Raw genomic sequence first — 23,234 nt, 5'->3', positions numbered from 1 at the left:
GCCAACCCACCTGAAGAGTCCCGTCGGACAAAGGAGCGGACCGTGGGCTCCGACAACGGCCGAAACGTCACCATCGCAATGATCGCGCGACTGGCCGGTGTGTCAGTGCCCACGGTCTCCCGGGTCATCAACGGCCGCTCCGACGTCGCTCCCGATACCCGGGAGCGCGTCGAGGCGCTGCTCAACCACCACGGTTACCGCCGCCGCACCCAGGCCCGGCGGACCGAGGCCGCACTGATCGACCTGGTCTTCAACGACCTCGACAGCCCCTGGGCCGTGGAGATCATCCGTGGGGTGGAGGACGTCGCCCGTGCCAGTGGCGTCGGCACTGTCGTCTCCGCCATCCACTGGCGCATCTCCTCGGCGAAGCAGTGGCTGGACAACATGCGGACCCGATCCACAGTGGGCGTCATCTTCGTGACCTCGATGGTGAACCCACCTCTGCAGGCGGAGCTGCGCCGGCTGCACCTGCCGGTGGTCATCATCGACCCCGCCGGTGTCGACCCGCAGGAATCGCCCACCATCGGCGCCACCAACTGGGCGGGCAGCCTGAGCGCCAACCAGTACCTGCTCGGCCTCGGTCACCGCCGCATCGGCTTCATCGCCGGGCCACCACACCTGATGTGCAGCCGGGCCCGGATCGACGGCTACCGCGCGGCGCTCGGCGCGGCCGGTATCGCCGTCGACGACGCGCTCATCCGACCGGGCAACTTCTACCACGAGGCCGGCTTCACCTCGGGTACGCAACTGTTGTCCCTGCCCGACCCGCCCACCGCCATTTTCGCCTCCAGCGACCAGATGGCGCTCGGCGTCTACGAGGCCGTCCGCAAACGCGGCCTGCGGGTGCCCGACGACATCAGCGTGGTCGGCTTCGACGACCTGCCGGAGGTCCGCTGGTGCTCCCCGCCGCTGACCACGGTCCGCCAGCCACTGGCCGAGATGGGCATGCTGGCCGCCCGGACCGTGCTGCGGCTCGCCGGGGGTGAGAAGAGCGAGAGCCCGCGCATCGAACTCGCCACCGAACTCGTCGTCCGCGACAGCGCCGGCCCGCCCCGCTGAGAGGCGCGATCGGGTTCGGCGCTGACGTCAGGCGTCGCGCAGGGCGTCGTCGACACTCGTCTCCCGACGGCCGAGGTGGACCGGGTCCCGGCCGGACAGCACGTCCAGCGCCGCCTTCAGACAGGCGCCGTTCTCGCGGGCGGCACTGATCCGCCACGTCTGGGCGTACCGCTTCGCCGTCTCGTCTCCGACGCCGTTGGCGTCGATGCCGAGCCTCCGGCACAGCGCCACAGCGCGGGGAAGATGAAACGACTGGGTCACGACCGTCGCGCGCGTCACCCCGAATATCCGCTCCGCCCGCGCGCAGGAGTCGTACGTGTCGAAGCCCGCGTAATCCAGTACCACCTTCCGCGCCGGCACACCCCTGTCGACCAGCCACCGCAGCATCGCCGCAGGCTCGTTGTAGTCGGCGTTCATGTTGTCGCCGGACACGAGGATCGCGGCCACCTTGCCCCGCTCGAACAACCGTCGCGCGACCTCCAGGCGGGCCGCGAGAAAGGGTGACGGCGTGCCGTCGGGGTCCACCTGGGTGCCCAGCACCAGGGCGACCGGCGCGGTCGGCACATCGGCCTCGCCGTAGAGGTGGCCCTCCGCGGCGTTGCGAACCCACGCCACGCTGGCGACCGTACCGCCAGCCAGCAGCACCGCACCCGCCACCAAAGCCAATGACGTACGACGGACGAACCGCCGATGCTCACCGTGCCACCGCCGGACAGCGCCGAATCGTCCCCGCATCCCGAATCGTCCCCGCATCCCGTGAGGGTATGTCGACCGCGCGGTGTGACGACCGGCCCGGGGCTCGTCGACCCTCATCTCGAAGGGCCCGCCATCGCGAACCCCGCTACGGATGATCGACCGATTCCTGGAACCCAGCCGAGTAGGTCGCGTCCACCAACTCCTGAAGGTGGCAAATGACATCGGCCTTGTGTTCGGTATCCGGCAGGTGCTGTTGCCCGGCCGCTATCAGGCCACTCCGCCAGTGGCTGACGATCTCTCGCTGTGTCGCGTCGGGTAGGTCGCTAACCCACATCGAACCGAGGTTGTTGTCGACGATTTCCTGCAGGTGGTTGGCGGTCTGTCTGTCCGACAGCCGGGAGATCAGGAACTCCAGCGTCCAGTCGAACAAGCCTCCCGTCGCGGTCCAGTCGACGCCGGGCTTCAGCACGATGAGGCCAGCCATCATTTCCCTACAAGGAATACTCGTGGGCCGAGGCGTCGCTCCGTGATGAACCGTTCGATCCGGGCGACCTGTTCTGGGGTGAACCTCGAAACGTCTACTGGCACCAAATCCGCCTTGTCCAGGTGTCGCTCGATCTGATATTGCAGCTGGGGCCACTGGCGCTCAAAGAACTGCGCCGGGAAGTTGCCCACTGCATCGTAGGTCCGCCCGGCCTCGTCGACCCAGTCGGCGGAAGATTCCGTCGGCGCGCGCCGCAGCGTCACGCCTAGGTGCTGCTCCAAGCGCGTTGCGGTCTCGGCCTCACCCGGACGGAACCTTCCGGTCGCCGGATCCATGCCCAGCTCACGGACTCGTTGCGGCTCGGCGGGGGATGAGCCTTTCCGCGGTGGCTCAGGTTCCGGAGGGTTGCGGCTCGCTGGCGGTCCACCTTGCCCAGGCTGACGTAGGGCCTGCCTCAGCTTCTCGATCAGGTCGCCGAGTCGGCGCATCTCCGGGACGAGTCGGCGGAGGCTGGCCAGTAGTGCGCGCAGCAGCCGTGCTATTCGTGCTCCCCAGGAGGCGACCAGGGTGGTGACCTGTTCGGCGACCAGTGGTGTGGCGAGGCCTGCGGTGGCGACGAGTTCGCCCGCGTACACGATGAGGCGGGAGACGCAGGTGGCGATGGCGTCGCGGACGAGGAGCCGGACGGCGGCGACGAGGCCGGCGGTGCCTTCGGTGATCGCGGCCATGGTGTCGGCGCCCTTGGCGAGGCCGCTGATCGCCTGCTGTTGCTGGGTGGCCCAGGTGCGGTAGGCGGGGCCGGCGCCGCCGCCCCAGCCGGTGACGTCGGCACGGACGGTGCGGGCCAGTTCGGTGGCGTCGTCGTGGAGGGAGGCGGCGATGTTGCGCCAGGTCTGGGCGTGGGCGGTGATCTGGGCGGGGTCGCCGGCGAGCCAGTCGAGGGCTTCGCTGAGGGGTTTGACGTGTTCGATGAGCCAGGCGATGCCGTACTGCAGGAGTGCGCCGACCGGGTCGGAGACGAGGGCGAGGGCGTCGAGGCCGGCGCTGACGACGCCGAGGCTGCCGTCGATCCAGCTGCCGTTGCGGATGCCCTGGGCGATGAGGTCGATGTCCTCGCAGATCCAGATGCCGGCCCAGGTGGTGGGTGGCGTGGCGCTGGCGGATGCGACGAGCGGGTTGGCCGTCACCGTCCAGCCTCAGGGTGGCGTAGACGGTGGCTGGCGCGGCTGTCGGAGGCCCGGTAGCGGTCGGCGCCGACCCGCAGTTTCCCGGCGGTGTCCCGCAGGGACCCGGCGGCAGCGTCGACGCCGCCGACCAGCGTGCGCTGTAGTCCGTCCAGCAGAGTGGGCAGGAACGCGCAGAGCTGCCCGTACGCGTCGGCGCCCAGCCGGACGTGTTGACCGGCCTGACGGGCGGTGTCGACGCGGTCGGCTATGCGATCGAGGTGGGTGGCGTGGACGGTCAGGGCCTGCGGTTCGACCCGCACCTCGTCACCGCCGGGCATCGCTTCGCCCCGGGTCGGGCCGGAGCCGGCTGCGGTAGGAGTCGATGACGGCCCGTGCGCTCACGTCGTCGCCGAGGGTCTCGGCGGTGGCGTCGGTGATCTGCCGCAGCAGGTCGGCGTGGGCGGCGGTGGTGGTGTCCAGGATCTGCCCGGCGGTGTGGGCCGCGGAGTGCTGCCGCACCCGTTCGTCGAGCCGAAGACCGGTCAGCAGGCCGGACGAGTCGACTGTCACCGTGACGGACCGGTCGGGGCTGGTGGCGGTGCCGGTGAGCGCCCGCAGCCGTGCGGAGAGGGCTGTCGCCTTGGCGGCCCGCTCGGCCAGGGAGGCTTCCCACTCGTCGAGGCGACGCCCCGCCGCATCCAGCGCGGCATCGTCCGCCCACATGCCGACCCCCCGGAAAACATCGGCGTCCATCACCGTCGAACCGCCGCCACGTTACCAACCGGTGGCGCTGCGTGTCGTCCCCCGCAGTGCTCACGCGGGGGCCACGCGGCCCGGCTCGGGAAGGATCCCGGGCCGGGCCGCGGCGCCGATCGGGTTACCGCATCAGCTTCTGGTCCACCGCTGGCTGGCGCCGCCGTTGCAGGTCGCGAGGACCATCTGGCTGCCGTTGGCGGTGCCGGAGGCGTTCGGTGCGAGGCACAGGCCGGATTGGACTCCGGTGACCGTGCCGTCGGTTCCGAGGTTCCATTGCTGGTTGGTGCCACCGTTGCAGTCCCAGATGATCACCCGCGTGCCCGGGGACGTACCGGCGCCCTCGGCGTCCAGGCATTTGGTGCCGTACACCTGGAGTTGCCTGCTGGCGGTCGACGTCCACTGCTGGTTGGTGCCGCCGTTGCAGTCCCACAACGCCACCTGGGTGCCGTTCGTCTGCGACCTGGACGGGACGTCCAGGCACCGGCCGGCGTTGACGTTGCGCAGCGGCCCGGCCGTGCCGCCCGGCGGCGGGGTGGTCGGCGGCGCGGTGGTTGGCGGCGGGGTGGTGGGGTTGGTGGTGTCGAAGCCGAGGAAGCGGATGGCCTGGGCGGCGTCGAACGGGATCGAGTGGCCGTAGCCCTGGAAGCTGATCGCCTCGACCGGGGCGGTGGGGCCGGTGCCGCCGTAGCGGGTGCGGGTGGCACTGGTCTGGGGGTAGTCGGTGTAGCTGGGGGTCTGGGAGACGCCCTGCACGTTGGTCCACTGCTTGATCTGTTCGCCGAAGTTGACGTAGCTCAGCGTGGTGTCCGTGGTGCCGTGCCAGATCTGGACGCGGGGACGGGCGCCGGTGTAGCCGGGGTAGGCGTTGCGGACCAGGTCACCCCACTGCTGCGGGGTCTTGGTGATGCGTCCGCCGGAACATTCGCTGTTCCACTCCGCGCCGTTGGTGGTGGCGAAGCAGCCGAAGGGAACCCCGGAGGAGCTGAAGCCGGCACTGAACACGTCCGGGTAGAGGCCGAGCATGACGTTTGTCATCATGGCGCCGGAGGAGAAGCCACCCACGGCGATCCGGGTCGAGTCGACGGGGTAGCGGCTGCGGACGTAGTCGAGCATGGACTTCAGGCCGACGGGGTCGCTGCCGCCGTCGCGGCGCAAGGCCTGCGGGGAGGAGACGTCCCAGCACTTGCTGCTGCGGGTCACCGACGGGTAGATCACGATGAAGCCGTAGCGGTCGGCCAGGGAGCTGAGGCCGAAACCGCTGTGGACGGCGGGGCCGCTTCCGGTGCAGTAGTGCAGTGCGAGCAGCAGCGCCGGGCGGGCCGCGACCCGGTCCGGCACGTACAGGTGCATCTGCAGGTTCGTCGGGTTGGTGCCGAAGTTGCTCACCTGGGTGAGCGTCGCGGCCGACGCCGGGGTGGCGAGCGTGACCACGGCCGTCATGGTGGCCAGAGCCGTCGCCAACCCGGCGGCCAGCAGAGCGAGCCTTGTTCTCATCGGCGGTTCCTTCACGGTCAGTGCAGCGGTGGGGAGTGGGGAGAGCGAGGACGGGCCCGGACACGCGACGGCCGCCGCGCGGCACCTGCGGCTGCTGACCGGTCCTGTTGCGGCGTCCGCGCATGAGAGGGCGTCGTGACCAGCGAGGACTCTCCCGGTGAGTCGTGGACGCTGATCGCCTCGCATCGACTGTGAGCGATAACATGTCGTTCGTCAAGACGTAACGTATGACGTCAGTTCACGTGGGTGAGCGGCCGACGTCCGGCGAGTCTCCGGAGACCAAGACATTTCCTGGCCGTCGAATCAGAGCCAGCCGTTGGCGCGCGCGGTGCGGGCCGCCTCGATCCGGTTACGGGTCGCGGTCTTTCCGATGGCGGCGGACAGGTAATTGCGGACGGTGCTCTCCGACAGGTGCAGCCCGGCGGCGATGTCCGCGACCGTTGCACCGTCCACGGCGGCGGCGAGCACATCCCGTTCCCGGTCGGTGAGCGGGTTCGGGCCGGCCGACAGGGCTGCCGCCGCGAGGGCCGGGTCGATCACCCGGTCGCCCGCGAGCACCCGTCGGACGGCCACCGCCAACTCCTCGACCGGTCCGTCCTTGACCAGGAAGCCACGGGCGCCGGCCTCCATCGCCCGCCGCAGGTAGCCGGGCCGACCGAACGTGGTGAGGATCAGCACCCGGCAGGAGGGCAGCCTGTCCCGCAGGGCGGCGGCTGTGTCGAGACCGCTGCCGTCGGGCATCTCGATGTCCAGGAGGGCCACGTCTGGACGGACCCGGAGGGCGATCTCCGTCGCCTCGGCGCCGGTCGCGGCTTCGGCCACCACCTCGATGTCGGGTTCGAGGTTCAACAGCAGGGCCAGCGCCCCGCGCATCATGCCCTGGTCCTCGGCGAGCAACAGCCGGATCATCGGGTCCACCGTCCGGCGGGGGAGTGCGGGACCCGTGCGGTGAGCAGCATTCCGCCACCGCGTACCGGCGCAACGTGCAGTTCGCCGCCCGCCTGCTCCAGCCGCTCGCTGAGGCCGCGCAGGCCGTTGCCCGGCTGCGGCCGGCCGCCCACCCCGTCGTCCCGAATGGTCAACACCGACTCGCGTGCGTCGGCGACCACCTCGATCTCGCACCGCGACGCGCGGCTGTGCCGCAGCACGTTCGTCACCCCTTCCCGCAGCGCCCAGCCGAACGCGTCGTCGGCCTCCACGCCGAGCGGATGGTTGGTCTCCCGTACGGTGACTGAGATTCCGACGTCGGCGAGTGCCGTCCGGACGCTGTCGAGTTCCCGGCCGAAGCTGCGCTCCCGGTAACCGGTGACCGCCTCGCGGACCTCGCTGAGGGCGGTACGACCGATCCGCTCGATGTCGGCCGCTTCTGCCGCGGCCTGGTGCGGGTCCGTCGGGGCGATCCGGCGCACCACCTCCGCCTTCACCACGACCAGCGACAGCGTGTGGCCCAGCAGGTCGTGCAGGTCCCGGGCGAACCGCAGCCGTTCCTGCTGCACTGCCGTCCGGGCCAACTCCCGCTGGGTGCGGCGTAGCTCCTCCACGAGGCGGGCCGTCCGGGAGAACGCCAACGTCAGGGTGCCCGCGAGCACGGTGATCAGCGCCGTCTGGGCGGTGTCGCCGGCGGGCAGACCGTGCCCCACGCCGATCGCCACGACGGCGGCGACGGACCCGCCGACCCACCCGAATCCCCAGGCCACTCGGACGAAGCCGACCGCGCCGGCTGCCGCGACGTACATGAGCAGGACCAGCCAGCCCTCCGGCCCGCCGCCGTACACGACCGCCAGCCCCACCCCGAGCAGCGCGAAAGCCGCCAGGCCGGCATGGTGCAGGGCGGGTCGGACGGCCAGGTCGGCCACGGGTACGGCCACCAGGGCGAGGTAGAACAACGCGAAGGCGACCAGCCCGACGGTCGCCGCCGCCGCGGGCTGCACCTGCCCGCGTGCGATGGCGGCGGCCGGTGTCAGCAGGAGCCAGAGCCACAGCGTGTGCGCCGCGACGAGCAGGAAACCGCGACGGTTCCGAACCCGCCCGACTGATTCTCCCGTATCGGACGCCATGGTGGACACGGTAGTGAGGCTCAACGGCGGACGGTCGACCGTCGGTACGCCCATACCGCGAGCGCCGCGAAGGCCAGGCCCCACGCGGTGAGCACGCCGAGACCCGAGGGGGAGGGCGCCAATCCGGCCACCGACCGCCACCCGAGTTCCGCGAACCGGTACGTCGGCAGGGCGTGTGCCAGGTGCCGCAGCACGGCGGGGAAGTAGGCCACCGGCACCAGCAGGCCGCCGAGCACCGACAGGCCGAGGAAGGCGAGGAAGTTGACCGGCTGGGCGAACTGGGGGGTGAGGCCGTACCCGATGGCGAGCCCGAGCAGTGCGAACGGCAACGTGCCGACCCACATCAGCAGCAGCAGCGCGGCCCACCGGCCGGCACCCAGGTCGACGTGGTGCTGGATCCGCCCGGTGATGCCGACCGCGACGACCGACGGCACTCCGCTGAGCGTGCAGACCAGGGCCTTCGCGACCACCGCAGGCCCGGCGGGCAGGGGGGTGACGCGAAGTTGGCGCAGCCAGCCCACCGCCCGCTCCTGGGAGACCGACGAACCCACCGAGAGAACTCCCGCCAGCGCGCCGTAGCCGGCCAGGCCGACCATGAGAGCCGCCGACGCGTTGACGCCCTCCAGGCGATCGCCGTCGGCGCTCAGCGCCGAGAAGATCACGTACGTCACCACGGGTCCCAGCACGCTGAACAGCAGCAGCCGCGGGTCCCGGACCAGCCGACGCAGCTCGAATCGTAGGTATGCGCGCATGTCAGTGCTCCGATGGAGTAGCGGTGAGAGTGAGGAAGGCAGCCTCCAGGGCGGCGGTGGTGACCTCCAGGCCCCGGAATCCGCGGGTCTTAGCCAGGGCGAGCACCGTGGCGTCGGAGTCGTCGCTGGTGAGTACGACCCGGTCGCCCCGGACCTGCACCGACCGGACGCCGGGAACTGCCTCCAGCCCCTCGACCGGTCCGCCGGCGAGGTCGAAGGAGACCGTGCGTCCGCCGGCCAGAGCGCGGATCTGGGCCGGTGGTCCATCGGCGACCACGCGGCCCGAGGCAAGCACCACGACCCGGTCGGCGAACTCGTCCGCCTCGTGCAGATGGTGGGTGCTGAACAGGACGGTGTGCCCCTCGGCGGTGTACCGGTGGATGGCCGTCCAGAACGCCTGCCGGGCGGCGACGTCCATCGCGGCGGTGGGCTCGTCGAGGATCAGCAGGTCCGAGCCACCAGCCAGCGCGAAGGCGAACCGGGCGCGCTGCGCTTCGCCGCCGGAGAGCCTGTCGAGTCGGCGGTCGGCCCGCTCGGTCAGCCCGGCCAGGGCGAGTATCTGTTCGGTGGCCAGCGGGCGGGGATAGAGCGCCCGGGCCAGCTCGACCACCTCCCGGATCGTCGCGGCGGGCACCCACCCCGCGTCCTGGAGCATCGCGCTGACCTGCCCGGCCCGGACCGCTTCGGCCGGGGGCCGCCCGAACAGGGTCACGTCGCCGCCGTCGGGCGGGTCGAGGCCCAGCATGATCGAGATGGCGGTGGTCTTGCCGGCGCCGTTGGGGCCGAGCAGGGCGACCGTGCTGCCCCGCTCGATGGTCAGGTCGACTCCGTCGAGGGCCCGGACCGGGCCGAACCGCCGGGTCAGTCCGGTGAGGCGTACGGCTGTGTCATTCATGTCCAGCACGCTAGGAGGGGGCAGGCCGGTCCGGCAGAGCCACCGATACACGGCCGGCCAGGACATTTGTCCCGGGTGGTGGCGCGTACCCCTTGAGATCCGCGATTCGGCCGTGCCATTCTTGGCCGTCGATTACCTGCCGCGTGCGGGGCTGACGCCCGTCCACTGGGCAGCCGGGACCGGACCACGGATCCCGGGGGACGGGGCACGAACGACGGGACGCCGGGGCCTGTCCGTCCACGAGTCCGCCGCTGCCGCGCCGCACCCTGCCGGCTGGGTGACTCACCGTCGTTCACTCGAAGGACTCCAGCCATGCACATCCCGATTCGCCGTGCGGCGCTCCTGGCGGGCGTGCTGCTCGCCGCGACCGCGCTCCCCGGCATCCACCCCCCGACGGCGCTGGCGGCGGTCGACCCCGACGTCGTCGCCGTGACCGTGAACGCCCGCGCCGGCCTGGCGACGGTGCCCGACACCGCGTTGGGCGTCAACCACGCCATCTGGGACCAGAACCTGGGCACCGCCGAGACGTCGGACCTGCTGCGCGACGCGGGCGTGCAGATGATGCGCTACCCCGGCGGCTCGTACGCCGACATCTACCACTGGAAGGACCACACCGCTCCCGGCGGGTACGTCGCACCGAACACCGACTTCGACACGTTCATGGCGGGAGTCAAGCGGGTCGGCGCCCAACCGATGATCATCGCGAACTACGGCACCGGTACGCCGGCCGAGGCCGCCGACTGGGTGCGCTACGCCAACGTGACAAAGGGCTACGGCGCGCGGTACTGGACGATCGGCAACGAGAACTACGGCAACGGGCTCTACGGGTCGGCGTGGGAGGCGGACGACCACCCGGACAAGAGCGCCAGCCAGTACGCGCGGCTGGTCGTCGAGTACGCCGACGCGATGAAGGCGGTCGACCCGAGCGTCAAGGTGGGCGCGGTGCTCACGATGCCGGGCAACTGGCCGGACGGGATCACCGCCGGCGGCGACCCGGGCCCCTGGAACCAGACCGTGCTCTCCCTCGCCGGTCCGAAGATCGACTTCGTGGACGTGCACTGGTACCCGGGCGGAAGCGCCGCGGAGTCGCTGAGCCGCACCAACCAGCTCCCCGACGCGACCTACCTGCTCCGGCAGCAGCTCAGCCGGTACGCGGGCCCGAACGCCGACCGGATCGGCATCAGCTTCACCGAGCTGAACGTCGGCGCCGGCCAGAACACCCAGCCCGGGGCGCTGTTCCTGGCCGACGCCTACAGCGGGCTGCTGGAGAACGGTGTCTTCACCGCCCAGTGGTGGAACGTGCACAACGGCATCGGCACCGTGAGCGAGGTGGCGGGCCAGACCGACTACGGCGACTTCGGCATGCTGTCCAGCGGCGGCTGCACGGCAGACGGCACGGTGTGCGAGCCGCCGTTGAACACGCCGTTCGCGCCGTACCACGCGCTGGGCATGATGAAGCTGTTCGCGCACACCGGCGACCAGTTCGTGCGCGCCGGCACCGACGAGCCGCTGGTCAGCGCGCACGCCGTACGCCGCGCCAACGGCGACCTGGCTGTGCTGCTGGTCAACAAGGATCCGGACGCGGCCCACGACGTGACCATCGACTACGCCGGGTTCGCGCCGTCGGCAGCCGCGCCGACGGTGTCCACCCTCACCAACGGCGCGACGGGCATCGCCACCGGCCAGTCCGGCTCGGCGACCAGCCGGACGCTGCCGCCGTACTCGTTGACGACGCTCGTGCTGCGCCCGGCCGGCGCGACCGCCGGGCGGCCGACGGAGCCCGGCCAGCCCACCGCCAGCGGCGTCACCGACCGGGGCGCGACGATCACCTGGCCGGCGGCCACCGCCGGCAGCAGCCCGATCGCCAAGTACGAGGTGTACCGGCAGAACGGCGCGGTCAGCGAGCAGTTCGGCGAGACGACGACGACGTCGTTCACTGTCGGCAACCTGGTGCCGGGCAGCAGGTACACGGTCAACGTGCTGGCCCGTGACACGGCCGGCCGGGTGTCCTGGGCCTCACCGCCGTTGACGTTCGCCACCGGCAGCCCGGCGGCCAGCGCGTGCACCGTCCGCTTCACCGCCGCCAACGACTGGGGCAACGGCTACATCGGCGGCGTCGAGATCACCAACAACGGGACGACGCCGATCGGCGGCTGGACGCTCACCTGGACCTGGCCCACCGGCTGGCAGCAGGTGAGCAGCGGCTGGAGCGCCACCTGGGAGCAGGTCGGCACGGCCGTGCGGGTCACCCCGACCGACGACAATCGGCAGATCGCCGCCGGCGCCAGCGTGAGCGCCGGCTTCGTCGGCGCGTACAGCGGACCGAACGTGCTGCCCACCGTGTTCCGCCTGAACGGCACCGTCTGCGCGACCGGCTGACGTAGTCGCCAGGGGCGTTGATGTTGGGTTGGCGCCGGCCACTCCCCGAAGCGCGTGATGCCTGTGAGTCATCAAAATGACTCACAGGCATCACGCTCGTTCGGACACGACCGACCGGCCCGCGTACGCATCGGTGGGCAGTCGATCGACCATCGTGGACGTTATGCTGCGGGGTCAACGGGGAGAGGTGGTCGGTCGTGACGCAGTCGGGACCCGAGGTCGGTTTGCAGCCGGACAAGCCGAACGCGGCGAGGATGTTCGACTACTACCTGGGCGGCAAGGACAATTTCGCCGCCGACCGGGCTGCCGCCGAGATGGTGTTGCAGGTGGCGCCGTGGATGCCCGAGGCCGCCCGGCAGGGCCGCGACCTGATCGCCCGGACGGTCCGCCACCTCGTCGAGGAGAAGGGCGTCCGGCAGATCCTGGATCTCGGTTCCGGGCTGCCCACGCGGGACAACGTCCACGAGATCGCCCACCGGATCGACCCCGATGTGCGCGTCGTCTACGTCGACAAAGACCCGGTGGCCTGCGCACACGGGCGCGCCCTGCTCGCCGACTCCAAGGCGGTGTCGGTGGTGCAGGCCGACCTGCGAAACCCCGATCAGGTGCTCGACCACCCGGAGATCGGCGCGGCGATCGACCTCGGCAGCCCGGTCGCGGTACTGATGATGTTCGTGCTGCACCTCGTGCCCGACGATCAGGACCCGCAGCGGATCGTGGCGACCTACCGCGACGCTCTCGCCCCGGGCAGCTACCTGGCGCTGTCCCACGCCAGCACCGACGTGCATCCCGAGTTGATGGCGCGGATCTCCGCGATCTACGCGCGGGCCAACAGCCCGTTCGTGCCGCGCAGCCACGCGGACGTGTCCGAGTTCTTCGGTGACTTCGTCCTGGAGCCACCCGGGCTGGTCAACATGTGGCCGTACCCCGAGCCGCCGGCCACCGTCGACGCGGACGTCGCCCGCACTGGCTACAGCGGCGTGGCCCGCAAACCGTAGTGCAACCCATGGAGCCGCTGCGGCCTGAATGGGCCGACGTCCTGCGGCGACAGATCTTCGTGTCGTCAGCTGGCGAAAATCATTCTCGCGGGAAACTCGCCGTTGGATCGCCACGCTTTGACGATCTTTGCCGTGATCGCGCTGGCGGCCGCGTTGAAATCCCCGTCCCCGACACGTGCCTCCAGGGTTCTGGCATCGATGAGGAGAATCCGGTCAAAACTATCCTCGAAACCGAACTCGTAACGGACTTCACTGTCGTCGGCTTCGATTCGGCGGGCGGCCACCATCATCCCCACGGGTTCAACCTCCAAAGTTCGCAAAGTCCTCGTACGTTGGGCCGGGTATCGACCTCTCCCAGTTGGACACACTGTTGGCGAAAAGATGCGCTTCCCGGTAATCCGCTTGCGGATGTGTACGGTAGTATCGCAATTCTGCCAATTCGTGCTCCAGGAGAGCATAGTCCTCGGGTAACGGATCGCCCCGTCGGAGCCGCAGCCATGCCTCTGCCATGGGTGCGCTCGGATCGTAACGTTGACGAATGATCCCGCCCGCGTAGTCGTCCATCGGATGTTCATCGAAGAAGATGTGTCGACGGATTTCCTCGATCTCCTGGCGGGAGAACCCAGCCGAACCGTCGAGGCGGGGGGCGTCTGCGATGTGGCCAGCGATCGTCTCAGTGTCGTCGTACTGACGGATCGCGTTGTACGCCTCTTCGGCCCACCGCTCCTGCCGATCATAGTCGGCCATGTTGCGAGGGCGGGTGGTGTGGCCTCCGTGGACTCTTGGTCCTTCCGATCCGAATCCCGGCACGTCACTCGACTCGTTCGCTGCCTCCGACAGCCGCGACGCGGCGGCCCGGATGGCCTGGGCGCAGCGATCCGCGGCCACCTGATAGAGCTCCTTTGCCCGAAGCGCGGAAGCCCGGGCCCGCCCGCGTTCGGCCTCGCAGAGCCGCGCATTTCTGCCGATCGCGATGACCTGACTGAAGAGCGGCTCGCGTTGTCCTGCCGCGAAGGACTCGTCTAGTCCACGCCAGATACCTGGTCCATAGGTGCGCCTGCCGGTCAGCCCGCAGAATTGCGCGAGCAGGGCCTGGTATCGGCTGTCAGCCGCCTCACCCAGTCGTAGAGCGCCCCGGGAGTACACCTGCAGCCGAATCAGATCGTCTGCGAACGCGGACAGAGCCTTGGCGCAGGCCAGATAGCAGTCAGCCAGAGTCGTCGCCTCGCTAGGAAGCCACGTGAGCTCGCGATCGTGGGTCGCGGCGAACTCGCCCCGAAGGGCCAGCGCGCCCCTGTTCGCCACGATGGAGCGCAGTCGGGTGGCGTGCCTGTTGGCCTCTCCGGCTCGGTGCTGGAGAGTGGTTGCCATCGCCTGGATCGAGGCCGGCTCACCCGGGGTGGGATCACCGTCGTAGAGGTCGAGGACCTGCCAGTCGTCCATGTCGGCCGGTGCTCAGCCGTTGATGCCCCCGGCCAGCCGGGCGTCCAGATCCTGGTGCTCCCGGACGACCCCGACCAGGAACGACGACATGCCCTCCAGGCCACCGATCATGTTCTGGGCGCCGGTGGTCCACTGCTGGTACGAGTCCTGGAAACGACCCGACGCCAGTTGGGTGCGGAACTCGCTGTTGACCAGTTGGTCGATCATCGCCTTCAGGGCGGTCAACTTCTGGGTCATCTCCTCCTGCCCGCTGGTCAAGGTCCGGGCGGCCGTCTGGAGGCCCTCGTAGCCGACGCTGACGTCACTCATGGTTCTTCCCCTTCGAGGGTTGGTGTGTCGGTAGCTGTCTGCCGAGCGAGTCGTCGACCTGGGCATGGCCCGCGACCACGCGGTTCAGCCGATCGGCAACGCCCGCCACGGCGGCCGTCAGGCCGCGCTGGTGCTGAATCGCGGATGTGGTGAATTCCTGCAGGGCCAGGTCGACGTCGCTGGATCCGGTTGGGGTGGGGCGAGGGGCTCGCTGCCCGACGAACTCGAGATCGGACCGGATGTCGGTCAGCTGTCGTGCGGCACTGACGACCGCATCCCTGTTGAAGCCGAACCCCGTCGCCATCGCCCCGTGACCCCCGTGAAGCCGCGCCGTCGTCGATCCAAGTCGGCACCGCGATCCACCGACGACTCGCTCGAGAAGCGCATTGCGTCTGATGTGGACGGACACCGGGCATCGACCTGGCGGAGTATCGTTCGCACCGACTGTAATGGTCGATGGCAAGGAGCGCGAGGGTGCCAGATTCCCAGCCGGGGCAGCGGCTCGTCGCGGGGCGCTACCGGTTGGAGAGCGTCATCGGCCGGGGCGGCATGGGTGTGGTCTGGCAGGCGACCGACGAGCTGATCGGGCGCGTCGTCGCGGTCAAGGAGGTCCGCGCCCCCGTCGGTCTCGCCACCGAGGAACGGCGGCTGTTCGGTGAGCGGGCGCTGCGGGAAGCGCGCACCGCGGGGCGGATCAACCATCCGGCGGTCGTGGCGATCCACGATCTCGTGCCGGCGAGCGGCGACGACGAGGCCGTCTACATCGTGACCGAGTTGGTGGACGCTCCCACGCTGGCCGATCTCCTCGACCGGGAGGGGCCGTTGCCGCCGGCCCGGGTGACGGCGATCGCCGTCCGCATGCTAGACGCGTTGAAGGCCGCGCACTCGGTGGGAGTGGTGCACCGCGACGTCAAGCCCGGCAACATCATGGTGCTGCCCGGCGACGAGGTGAAGCTGCTCGACTTCGGCATCGCGCAGGCGGCGGGGGACGCCCGGCTGACCCGGCACGGGATGATGGGTTCGACCGGTTACCTCGCGCCGGAGTTGTTTCAGGGCAGCGACCCCACGCCCGCGGCCGATCTCTGGTCGGCGGGTGTGACCCTCGCCCAGGCCGTCACCGGCGAGCTGCCGTTCGAGCGGGCGTCCACCGCCGCCACGCTGCACGCCATCCTCTACGACGACATTCCCGCCGTCCGGTGCGGGGAGCCGCTTGCCTCGGTGATCGCCGGCCTGCTCACCCGGGACGTGGCGCAGCGGCTCACCGTTCAGCAGGCCCGAGACCTCCTCGACGTTCCGGTCATGGCCGGCCCCACGGGCCAGCGGGACAGCACCGCCTCCGCCACAGCCACCGGGCCCGACGGCCCCGCCCCGGACGGCACGGAGACCGATCCGACGAGCGAGGCCTGGGAACGGCAGGCCACGACCGTGCAGCCCGGCGGGTCCACGCCGCCGCGCCAGCGGGATGCCGCAGGGTCGCGGTCGACGTCGACCACGACACCGGGACTGGGGCTCCTGGTCGAGGTGCCGGAAAAGATCCGAGGCGCGCACACCCTGGCTTGGCTGGTCCTGGTTGGCCTCGCGCTGTGGGCGGCCGTTCTCCTCCTCGAGCTGGTGACGGCGCAGGCCTTACCGAAATGGATGTCGATCTTGCCTGCGATCCTTCTGTTGCTTGCGGCAGTGGGCATTGTGGCGGAAGCCATCGTCGATCCGTGGCACGGCACGATCAAGTTCGGCTCGCGCTCCGTGCATTTCGAGGGCTCTCGTGGATCACCCCCTGATCTGCCGTGGGAGCACATCACCAGCATCGCGGTATGGCCAGGCGCCAGGCTGTCACCCGCCAGTTCCAGGCTGGGGATTGAACTGTCGTCGCGTGTGCCGACACCTACGCCGGCCTCGGGAAGGGTCCGGCAGGCTCGCCAGGAGCCCGATGGCCGCGGACCAACGTGGGTCGTCGGTGACATCGGTGTCGGCCCTCGGACCCTGGCCGAAGGGTTGGGCGCTGTCGTTCCCGGCCATGTCCGAATCGATGGGTCTCGGGAGATGCCGGACTGGGCCTCGCGGGCCTTCCAGCCGTTCGATCCCCGGCGATCGTGGGTGCCGCTGCGTTTCGCGCTGATGGCCGGCCTCCTCTTTGGCGGCCACGTCCTTCTGCACGATCGGAATGCCGCGATGGTGGCGCTCGACGACGACTCCGTCAGCGCGGTGGCGTTCAGCCCGGATGGCGCTACGCTCGCCAGCGCGGCCACCGGCATAGTCGCCATCACGCTCTGGGACGTTGCGACCGAGACGAGACTGCCCGCCCTCACCGGGCACCGCGAGGACGTCACGACGCTCGCCTTCAGTCCCGACGGCAAGACACTCGCCAGCGGTGGCAGGGACGGCGTGGTCAAGCTCTGGGATGTCGCCACCCGGCAGAACACGGCAACACTTCCGTTCGGCGAATACGACACGGTTAACCAGGTGCTGTTCTCTCCGGGTGGAGACAGCATCGCGGCGGTCGGCTCCGGCGACGTCAAGGTGTGGCCAATGGCATCGCTCGGAAAGCCCGCCCAGCTGTCGGCCGAGGACATCGACGTCACGATGATCCGCTTCACCCAGGACGGACGTGTCGTCGTCGCCCTCGACAAGAAGGGGTCGCTGCGCGCCTGGGAGGCCGCCAGCGGACGCGATGCTGCCCGGATCGACGGGCCTCTCGCACCCTGGGTGGACACCAGGACCGATGGGCAGACGCTGATCCGAGCCTCTGGCTCGGGTGCCGTGGTGGCCACGCTGGACACGGGCTCGACTCCTCCCGACGCGACTGCCTTCGGCCCGAGTGATCTCTTTGTCACCGCCAGTCCGGGAGAGGTCCGGGTCTGGCACACCCTCACCGCACGGATGGCGTACGTGTACAAGCAGGGCTTTCTCAGCGATGCCGACCTGCCGTCCGACGCGGTGGCGCTGAGCAAGCGCGGCGCCGTTGCGCTCGGTGGTCGTGACGGATTGCGGCTGTGGACGTACGGGTCGGCCCGGTGAGGGTTCGGCCATGATCCTGCGAATGACCGTGCGTGACGCCGACACGGGGGCGACGCACGACGTCGAGGTCACCGCGACGCCGACCACCAGCGTGCGGTCCCTGCTGGCCGCGCTTCCCGTTCCGGCCACGGGCCGCCGCTGTTTCGCCGGGGCCGTCGCGCTGGACCCGGCCGCGTGCCTGGCCGACACCCCTCTGCTGGCCGGCTCGGTGCTCAGCGTGGGCGGTCCCGGCCCGGCCGGGCGCCTCGTCAGCGACGGCGCGGTCGGCGTACTGGAAGTGGTGGACGGCCCGGACGCGGGCCTGGCCGTCGCGCTGCGGCCCGGCACCCACCCGATAGCGCGCAGTTCCTCGGCGGCGCTGCCGCTGCGCGACACGGACGTGTCCCGCCGCACGCACGCCCTGTTGGAGGTGTCGCCGGACGGCACGGCCACCCTCACCGATGGCGGATCGAGCAACGGTACGTTCGTCGACGGCGCCGCGGTCACCCACACGATCCCCGTTTCGTCGACAAGCGTCGTCCAGATCGGCGGTGACGAGTTGCGGTGGACGCCCCTGCCCACCGAGGCGCGACGGCTCGTGCGGGCCCCTGATGCTCGGGTCGACTTCGACCGCGCCTTCGCCCGCGTCCCGGTGATCCCCACCGTCGAGGTGACCATGCCGGTGCGGCCCATCGTCACCCGCGGGCCAGTGGCTGCCGGGATCCTGCTGGGTGGCGCGGGGTCCGTGGCGGTTGCCCTGTTCACCCACACACCCATCCTGCTGATCGGCGCGGCGCTCTCCGTCGGCGGTTTCCTGCTCAACCAGTCGGCGCAGGAGAAGCAGGACGCGGAGCGCGAGGCCGAGTTCACCAAGGCGAGGAAGACCGTCGAATCGACGATCGCCGCCCAGGTCAAGGCCGAGCAGAGGGTACGCCTGACGCTCGCGCCGAGCCCCGCCGAGATCGTGGACATCGCCGGCGGTGTGCGATCCGGCCTGTGGACCCGCCGCGCCGGGTCACCGCAGGCGCTGGCACTGCGGGTCGGCACCGTCGACCAGCCGGCGTCGGTGACGGTACGCGGTGAGCCCTGGCCGGAGTTCCGCACCCCGAAGCTGTCGGCCGTCCCGATCACCGTGGACCTGGGTGCCGTCGGTGTGCTCGGCGTGACCGGCCCGGACGAGGCGGTCCGCGACGTGCTGCGCTGGCTGCTGCTGCAACTGGCCACCCTGCGCGGTCCCGACGATCTGCGGATGGTGCTGCTCAGCACCGCCGAGGCGGGCGACCTGGCCTGGGCGCGGTGGCTGCCGCACGTCGACGCGGGCGACAACGCGGCCTACTCGTGCCGAATCGGCAACACCGCCGCCACCCGCGCCGAGCGCGTACGTGAGCTGCGTACCCTCGTCGGGTCCCGGCGTGCCGAGCGCGACCCGCAGCGGTTCGCGGAGGTGGTCGTCGTCCTGGACGGCGCGTTGGCGCTGCGCGACCTGCCCGGGATGGACGAGGTGCTGCGGGACGGTCCGGCGGTCGGGGTGTACCTGATCTGCGCCGACCGGCACAGCATGAACGAGTGCCGTGGGTTGATCGAGACGTCGGGGGACTCGGCGCGGCTCACCGGCATCCCGGACGGCCAGGCGGTGACCGTCGACGCCGACCGGATCGATGCGACGACCGCCGAGCGGTTGGCGCGGGCGTTGGCGCCGATGCGGGACCGGGCGACGCTCGGGGCGGTTCAGAACGCCATCCCGCGCGCGGTGCGCCTGCTGGACCTCCTCGACCTCGGCACGCCCACCGCCGCCGACGTGCTGGCGCTGTGGGAGCGGGGGCACGGCCCGCGTACCCGTGTGGTGCTCGGCGCGGACGCGACCGGACCGGTGTCGGTCGACCTCGCCGGCCAGGGCCCGCACACCATGCTGGGCGGTGCGACGGGGGCCGGCAAGAGCATCCTGCTGCAAACCCTTGTCACGTCGTTGCTGCTGGCCAACCGTCCGGACGAGCTCAACCTGGTGCTCGTCGACTTCAAGGGAGGCAGCGCCTTCCTGCCCTTCGAACACTGCCCGCACGTCGTCGCCCTCATCCGTTCCACCGGGGAGACCCCCGCCGACGTGTTCGACGAGGCGGCCGCGGCCCGGGTCCTCGCCTCGATCCGGGCGGAGGTGAGCCGGCGCGAGTCCCTGCTGGCCCGCTACGACGGAGAGATCGACAGGTACTGGCGCAAGCGTCTGGGTGGCGCCGACCTGCCGCCGCTGCCCCGACTGGTGCTCATCTTCGACGAGTTCGGCCGCGTGCTGGACGCCTCTCCGGACTTCGTCAGGGAGTTGGTGAACGTCGCCGCGAAGGGCCGCTCGCTCGGCATGCACCTCGTGCTGGCCACGCAGTCGTTGCAGGGCAAGCTGTCGCCGGAGTTGAAGAACAACGTCTCCCTGCGGATCAGCCTCCGTCAGAACGAACCTGCCGACAGCACCGAGGTGCTCGGCGTGGCGGACGCCGCAAGCATCCCCGGCGCGCTGCGCGGGCGCGGCATGATCCTCTGCACCACCGCCGAGAGCCGCGTCCCGCAACCGTTCCAGTCCGGCTATCTCGGCGACCCGCCGCCGGGCGGCGGGGCGGCGCCGGCCCTGGTCCGGGTCCTGAGCCCGACGGACCTCGGCGCCCCACGACCCACCGCCGCGCCGACGGCCGGCGGCGGGCCCACCGACCAGGTACTCGCCATCGCGGCGATCGAGGACGCCGCCGGCCGCTCCGGGCTGGTGGCACCCTTCCGACCGGTGCTGCCCCCGCTGCCGGCCACGCTGACGGTCGACGAGCTTCCCACCCGGTGGACCGCCGCCGCGCCGACGACTGCCGTACCCTTCGGCCTCGCCGACGACCCGGCACGCCAGGCGCAGCCGGCGGACTTCCTCGACCTCGCCGGGGTCGACCGGCTGCTCGTCGCCGGCGGCCCGCAGTCCGGCCGGACGACCTTCGCCCGGACCCTGATCACCGGCCTGGTCGGCCGGTTCCGGCCCGACCAGGCCCACCTGTACGTCGTGGAACGGCACCCGGCGGGCCTTGCCGAGTACGCGGCGTTGCCGCACTGCGGCGGGGTCTTCTCGCCCGTGGAGCCCGACCGGATCCGCCGCCTGGTCACCTGGCTCGACGAGGAGATCCAGCGCCGCACCGGCACCGCGTCCTCGCCGGACGGACCACTGCCGCACATCGTGGTCGTCATCGACGGCTGGGAACACTTCGAGGACCACGGCGACCCGGCCTTCGTCGAGACGTCCCTGGTCGCCACCCTGCGCGGCGTCGTCAGCGCGGGTACGCCACTCGGGGTGCACGTCGTTCCGATCGGCGGCCAGGACATGCTCAACCACCGGCTGCCGACCCTGTACAACCGGCGGCTGCTCCTGCCGTTCCCCAAGGAGGAGACCCGGCGGGCGCATTTGCAGAGCGGCATGGCCAGTCCACCCGTCCTGCCCGGGCGGGCCGTCGACGCCGGCAGCGGACGGCACGTGCAGATGTGCCTACCGACCCGGTCGGCCACGGACCTCGCCGCCACGTCACCGGACACACCCCGGCACCGGCTGCCCCGGCGGTTCCCGGCCCTGCCGTCCCGGATCGACCTCGCCGCGCTCAACACCTTTGCGGCGGACCGGGGCCGGTCGACGTGGATACCGCTGGGAGTCGGTGGAGCCGACACCACAGCGGTCGGCGTCGACCTGTTCGAGGCCGGGCAGCACCTGATGTTGATCTCCGGGACCGGCGGGACCGGCCGTACGACGGCAGCCGCCACGGTGGTCCACGCGCTGCTACAACGAGGCATCGGCGTGCTCGCCGTCGCGCCCCCACAGTCCCCGCTGCCAGGGCTGCTCCCCGACAACCCCGGGCTTCGGGTGCTCACCGGTGCCGCGATCAGGGACACCGACATACGCGACGCCGTCGCGGCGTTCGGCGACGAGCGGTACGCGGTGGTCGTCGACGACGTCGACCGCATCAACGTGCTGCCCACCGAGCAGGGCTTCGCGAGCAGCCCCACGCTGCTCGACGACATCGTCCACCCCGCGGCTCGCGGCCGGCAGGCCCTTATCGTCACCGCGGACGCCGCGCCCCTGTTGACCGGTTTCCCCAGCCCGCTCACCCGCCTGGTCAACGCCGTCATGGTTTCCGGGACACGACTCGTGCTGGCCCCGAGCCACCGGACGGCGGCCGTGGCCCACTCCATCACCCTGGAACCCGACCAGTACCTCACCGGCCCACCCGGGCGCGGCTACCTCACCACCGGCCGTACCCCGGCACTGATGCAGGTGGCCGCGCCGTAGCGCTGTGCCGCGTCGGCTTGGTGCTGACCGCAGCGGCGGGTGGGGACGGACCCCCGCGCGGTCCGGTTGGGATCATCGGGTACGTCGCGGCGGCCGTACCTCGGTGTGGGTTGGGGTTGGGGTCCAACCGGCCGCGACGAGAGCGCGGCGGACGGTTTCGGCGACCTCCTCCGGATGGGCGCGGACCAGCCAGGCCGGGAAGCGCAGTATCCGGTCACCGCTGGTCCAGACGTCGTTCTGCCGGCGCATGTCGGCCGCCCACTGCCGGGCGTCCATGTGGTGCGCGCCGTCGATCTCGACCTGCAACCGCCATTCCCGCCAGTACGCGTCCAGCCAACGGTTCCGGCCGGCCGCATCCACCCGATGAGTCTGAAGGTCGGGTGCGGGCAACCGGTGCCGGCGGCACAGCCGCAGGAAGTCGATCTCGGAGAGCGCCTGGGCGCCGCCCGCGATGTCGGCGACGGTCTGCCGGATCAGGCGTCGACGAGGTGCCCGGGGCAGAACGTCGAGGACGGCGTCCAGTTCCGCGGGGAGCACCCGGCGCTGCTGGCATCCGGCGGCCAGCACTGCCTGTGCCTCGTCCACACTGGCCGCCCATCCCGCCGCGTCCACGAGGGCGCGTGCCGTCGTGGTGCGCGGCGGACGGGCGAGCTGGAGATGCGCCTCGGGTAGCACCGTCGTGCGATGGACCAGCACGGCGGGCATGTCGATCGGGAGTCGGCGCAGGCTGGTCCGCGCCGAGCGGCGGTCCGCGGGCACCACCACGTGCAGGGGCTCACGCCGTAGTCCGCGTATCCCGGCCTCGGCGGCGGCGGTCACGCCGGCCAGCACCGCCCCCGGTCCGGCCGCCAGCACCGCAACCCACAGCTGCTGGTCGTGGGCCAGCCGGCCGTTGCCGGCCAGCACGATGCCTCGACAGATCGACCGCCAGCGTCCGGAGCGGATCCGGCCTCGGACCGTCCCCTCGCTGAGCAACCCGGAGAGCTGCGCGGTCGTCAGCACGCCCGCCTGCTCGAAGGCGAGCCACTCGAGTGCGTCGGCGTCATCGGCGGGCAGCATACCGCCGAGCCTTACCGCTGGCCCGACGCTGCGCTACCAGATCTTGGACAGTTCTGCCGCTGCCGTGGATCGTCGTCAACCCTCGTCGTCGGTCGTCGGTCGTCGGTCGTCGGTCGCCGGTCGCCGTCGCGCCTCGTCGTGGCCTTGGTCGGGCGTAGCCGTAGCCGGGCATTGCCGTGGTCGGGCCGGGCGTGGCCGCGGTCGGGCGTGGTCGTGGTCGGGCGTGATCGTGGCCCGGGTAGTGGTCGTCGTGGTCGTCGCCGTCGCGGTGCCACCAGATCTTGGACAGTTTCCGTTAGCAGGGCGGGCTCAACCGGTGGTTGCAACACCCTTCCGTTTTCTTCGTTGGGGTGGTTATGGCGTCGAGGTTGAGCCCGCTGGAGCGGGAACAGATCG

At 70.9% G+C, this 23,234-nt stretch carries 20 protein-coding genes; 5 read left to right on the top strand and 15 right to left on the bottom strand.

Features of this window, described 5'->3' with window-relative positions; genetic code table 11:
• The first annotated feature begins 78 nt into the window (after positions 1-78).
• Positions 79-1,059, top strand: a complete 981-nt coding sequence (locus ACGFIE_RS31710; protein ID WP_393301897.1) for a LacI family DNA-binding transcriptional regulator — start codon at positions 79-81, stop codon at positions 1,057-1,059.
• 27 nt (positions 1,060-1,086) lie between these two features.
• Here ACGFIE_RS31710 and ACGFIE_RS31705 read toward each other — a convergent pair whose 3' ends face one another.
• The 10 genes from ACGFIE_RS31705 to ACGFIE_RS31660 form a co-directional block, all read right to left on the bottom strand.
• A complete protein-coding gene (locus ACGFIE_RS31705) occupies positions 1,087-1,794 on the bottom strand; it encodes a vancomycin high temperature exclusion protein (protein ID WP_393301894.1) in 708 nt (235 codons plus the stop codon).
• Positions 1,795-1,900: 106 nt separating this feature from the next.
• Positions 1,901-2,239: a hypothetical protein gene (locus ACGFIE_RS31700; RefSeq protein WP_393301743.1), complete on the bottom strand. Its 339-nt coding sequence runs from the start codon at positions 2,237-2,239 to the stop codon at positions 1,901-1,903.
• On the bottom strand, positions 2,239-3,426 hold the full coding sequence (locus tag ACGFIE_RS31695; RefSeq protein ID WP_393301740.1) for a WXG100 family type VII secretion target: 1,188 nt from the start codon (positions 3,424-3,426) through the stop codon (positions 2,239-2,241). The genes ACGFIE_RS31700 and ACGFIE_RS31695 overlap by 1 nt, the downstream gene beginning before the upstream one ends.
• Positions 3,423-3,743, bottom strand: coding sequence for a type VII secretion target (locus ACGFIE_RS31690; RefSeq protein ID WP_393301737.1), 321 nt, complete (start codon positions 3,741-3,743; stop codon positions 3,423-3,425). The genes ACGFIE_RS31695 and ACGFIE_RS31690 overlap by 4 nt, the downstream gene beginning before the upstream one ends.
• A complete protein-coding gene (locus tag ACGFIE_RS31685) occupies positions 3,730-4,158 on the bottom strand; it encodes a YbaB/EbfC family nucleoid-associated protein (protein ID WP_393301734.1) in 429 nt (142 codons plus the stop codon). The genes ACGFIE_RS31690 and ACGFIE_RS31685 overlap by 14 nt, the downstream gene beginning before the upstream one ends.
• Positions 4,159-4,290: 132 nt before the next feature.
• Positions 4,291-5,655: a PHB depolymerase family esterase gene (locus ACGFIE_RS31680; RefSeq protein WP_393301731.1), complete on the bottom strand. Its 1,365-nt coding sequence runs from the start codon at positions 5,653-5,655 to the stop codon at positions 4,291-4,293.
• 303 nt (positions 5,656-5,958) lie between these two features.
• On the bottom strand, positions 5,959-6,564 hold the full coding sequence (locus ACGFIE_RS31675; protein WP_393301728.1) for a response regulator: 606 nt from the start codon (positions 6,562-6,564) through the stop codon (positions 5,959-5,961).
• A complete protein-coding gene (locus ACGFIE_RS31670) occupies positions 6,561-7,712 on the bottom strand; it encodes a sensor histidine kinase (RefSeq protein ID WP_393301725.1) in 1,152 nt (383 codons plus the stop codon). The genes ACGFIE_RS31675 and ACGFIE_RS31670 overlap by 4 nt, the downstream gene beginning before the upstream one ends.
• 20 nt (positions 7,713-7,732) lie before the next feature.
• On the bottom strand, positions 7,733-8,464 hold the full coding sequence (locus tag ACGFIE_RS31665; protein WP_393301722.1) for an ABC transporter permease: 732 nt from the start codon (positions 8,462-8,464) through the stop codon (positions 7,733-7,735).
• Between the two features lies 1 nt (position 8,465).
• Complete coding sequence (locus ACGFIE_RS31660; protein ID WP_393301719.1) at positions 8,466-9,359, bottom strand: ABC transporter ATP-binding protein; 894 nt, start codon at positions 9,357-9,359, stop codon at positions 8,466-8,468.
• Between the two features lie 312 nt (positions 9,360-9,671).
• Here ACGFIE_RS31660 and ACGFIE_RS31655 point away from each other — a divergent pair, with 312 nt between their 5' ends.
• The gene (locus tag ACGFIE_RS31655; protein WP_393301716.1) at positions 9,672-11,738 is read left to right on the top strand and encodes a cellulose binding domain-containing protein; all 2,067 of its coding nucleotides are present in this window, start codon (positions 9,672-9,674) and stop codon (positions 11,736-11,738) included.
• A gap of 197 nt (positions 11,739-11,935) precedes the next feature.
• Positions 11,936-12,736, top strand: a complete 801-nt coding sequence (locus ACGFIE_RS31650) for an SAM-dependent methyltransferase (RefSeq protein ID WP_393301713.1) — start codon at positions 11,936-11,938, stop codon at positions 12,734-12,736.
• Between the two features lie 65 nt (positions 12,737-12,801).
• Here the strand turns inward: ACGFIE_RS31650 and ACGFIE_RS31645 are convergent, their stop codons facing one another.
• From ACGFIE_RS31645 to ACGFIE_RS31630, 4 genes are read right to left on the bottom strand one after another with little or no spacing between them, the layout of a single operon-like run.
• Positions 12,802-13,026 (bottom strand): hypothetical protein, encoded by a 225-nt coding sequence (locus tag ACGFIE_RS31645; protein ID WP_393301892.1) that lies wholly within the window; start codon positions 13,024-13,026, stop codon positions 12,802-12,804.
• 10 nt (positions 13,027-13,036) lie between these two features.
• Complete coding sequence (locus ACGFIE_RS31640) at positions 13,037-14,179, bottom strand: hypothetical protein (RefSeq protein WP_393301710.1); 1,143 nt, start codon at positions 14,177-14,179, stop codon at positions 13,037-13,039.
• 12 nt (positions 14,180-14,191) lie between these two features.
• A complete protein-coding gene (locus ACGFIE_RS31635) occupies positions 14,192-14,488 on the bottom strand; it encodes a WXG100 family type VII secretion target (RefSeq protein WP_393301707.1) in 297 nt (98 codons plus the stop codon).
• Positions 14,481-14,792, bottom strand: a complete 312-nt coding sequence (locus ACGFIE_RS31630) for a hypothetical protein (protein WP_393301704.1) — start codon at positions 14,790-14,792, stop codon at positions 14,481-14,483. The genes ACGFIE_RS31635 and ACGFIE_RS31630 overlap by 8 nt, the downstream gene beginning before the upstream one ends.
• Before the next feature lie 218 nt (positions 14,793-15,010).
• Between ACGFIE_RS31630 and ACGFIE_RS31625 the strand changes: the two genes are divergently transcribed.
• Entirely contained in the window at positions 15,011-17,503 is a 2,493-nt protein-coding gene (locus ACGFIE_RS31625; RefSeq protein ID WP_393301702.1) for a WD40 repeat domain-containing serine/threonine protein kinase, read from the top strand.
• Positions 17,504-17,525: 22 nt separating this feature from the next.
• Positions 17,526-21,779 carry an FtsK/SpoIIIE domain-containing protein gene (locus ACGFIE_RS31620; RefSeq protein WP_393301699.1) on the top strand — a complete coding sequence of 1,418 codons (4,254 nt, stop codon included), beginning with the start codon at positions 17,526-17,528 and terminating at the stop codon, positions 21,777-21,779.
• A 72-nt stretch (positions 21,780-21,851) separates the two neighbouring features.
• Here ACGFIE_RS31620 and ACGFIE_RS31615 read toward each other — a convergent pair whose 3' ends face one another.
• A complete protein-coding gene (locus tag ACGFIE_RS31615; protein ID WP_393301696.1) occupies positions 21,852-22,838 on the bottom strand; it encodes a DUF559 domain-containing protein in 987 nt (328 codons plus the stop codon).
• Positions 22,839-23,234 lie beyond the last annotated feature (396 nt).

The organism is Micromonospora sp. NPDC049275, from assembly GCF_043197115.1.
Classification (GTDB): domain Bacteria; phylum Actinomycetota; class Actinomycetes; order Mycobacteriales; family Micromonosporaceae; genus Micromonospora.
The sequence above is the reverse complement of the archived record's forward strand: the minus strand, read 5'-3'. Positions and strand labels throughout refer to the sequence as shown.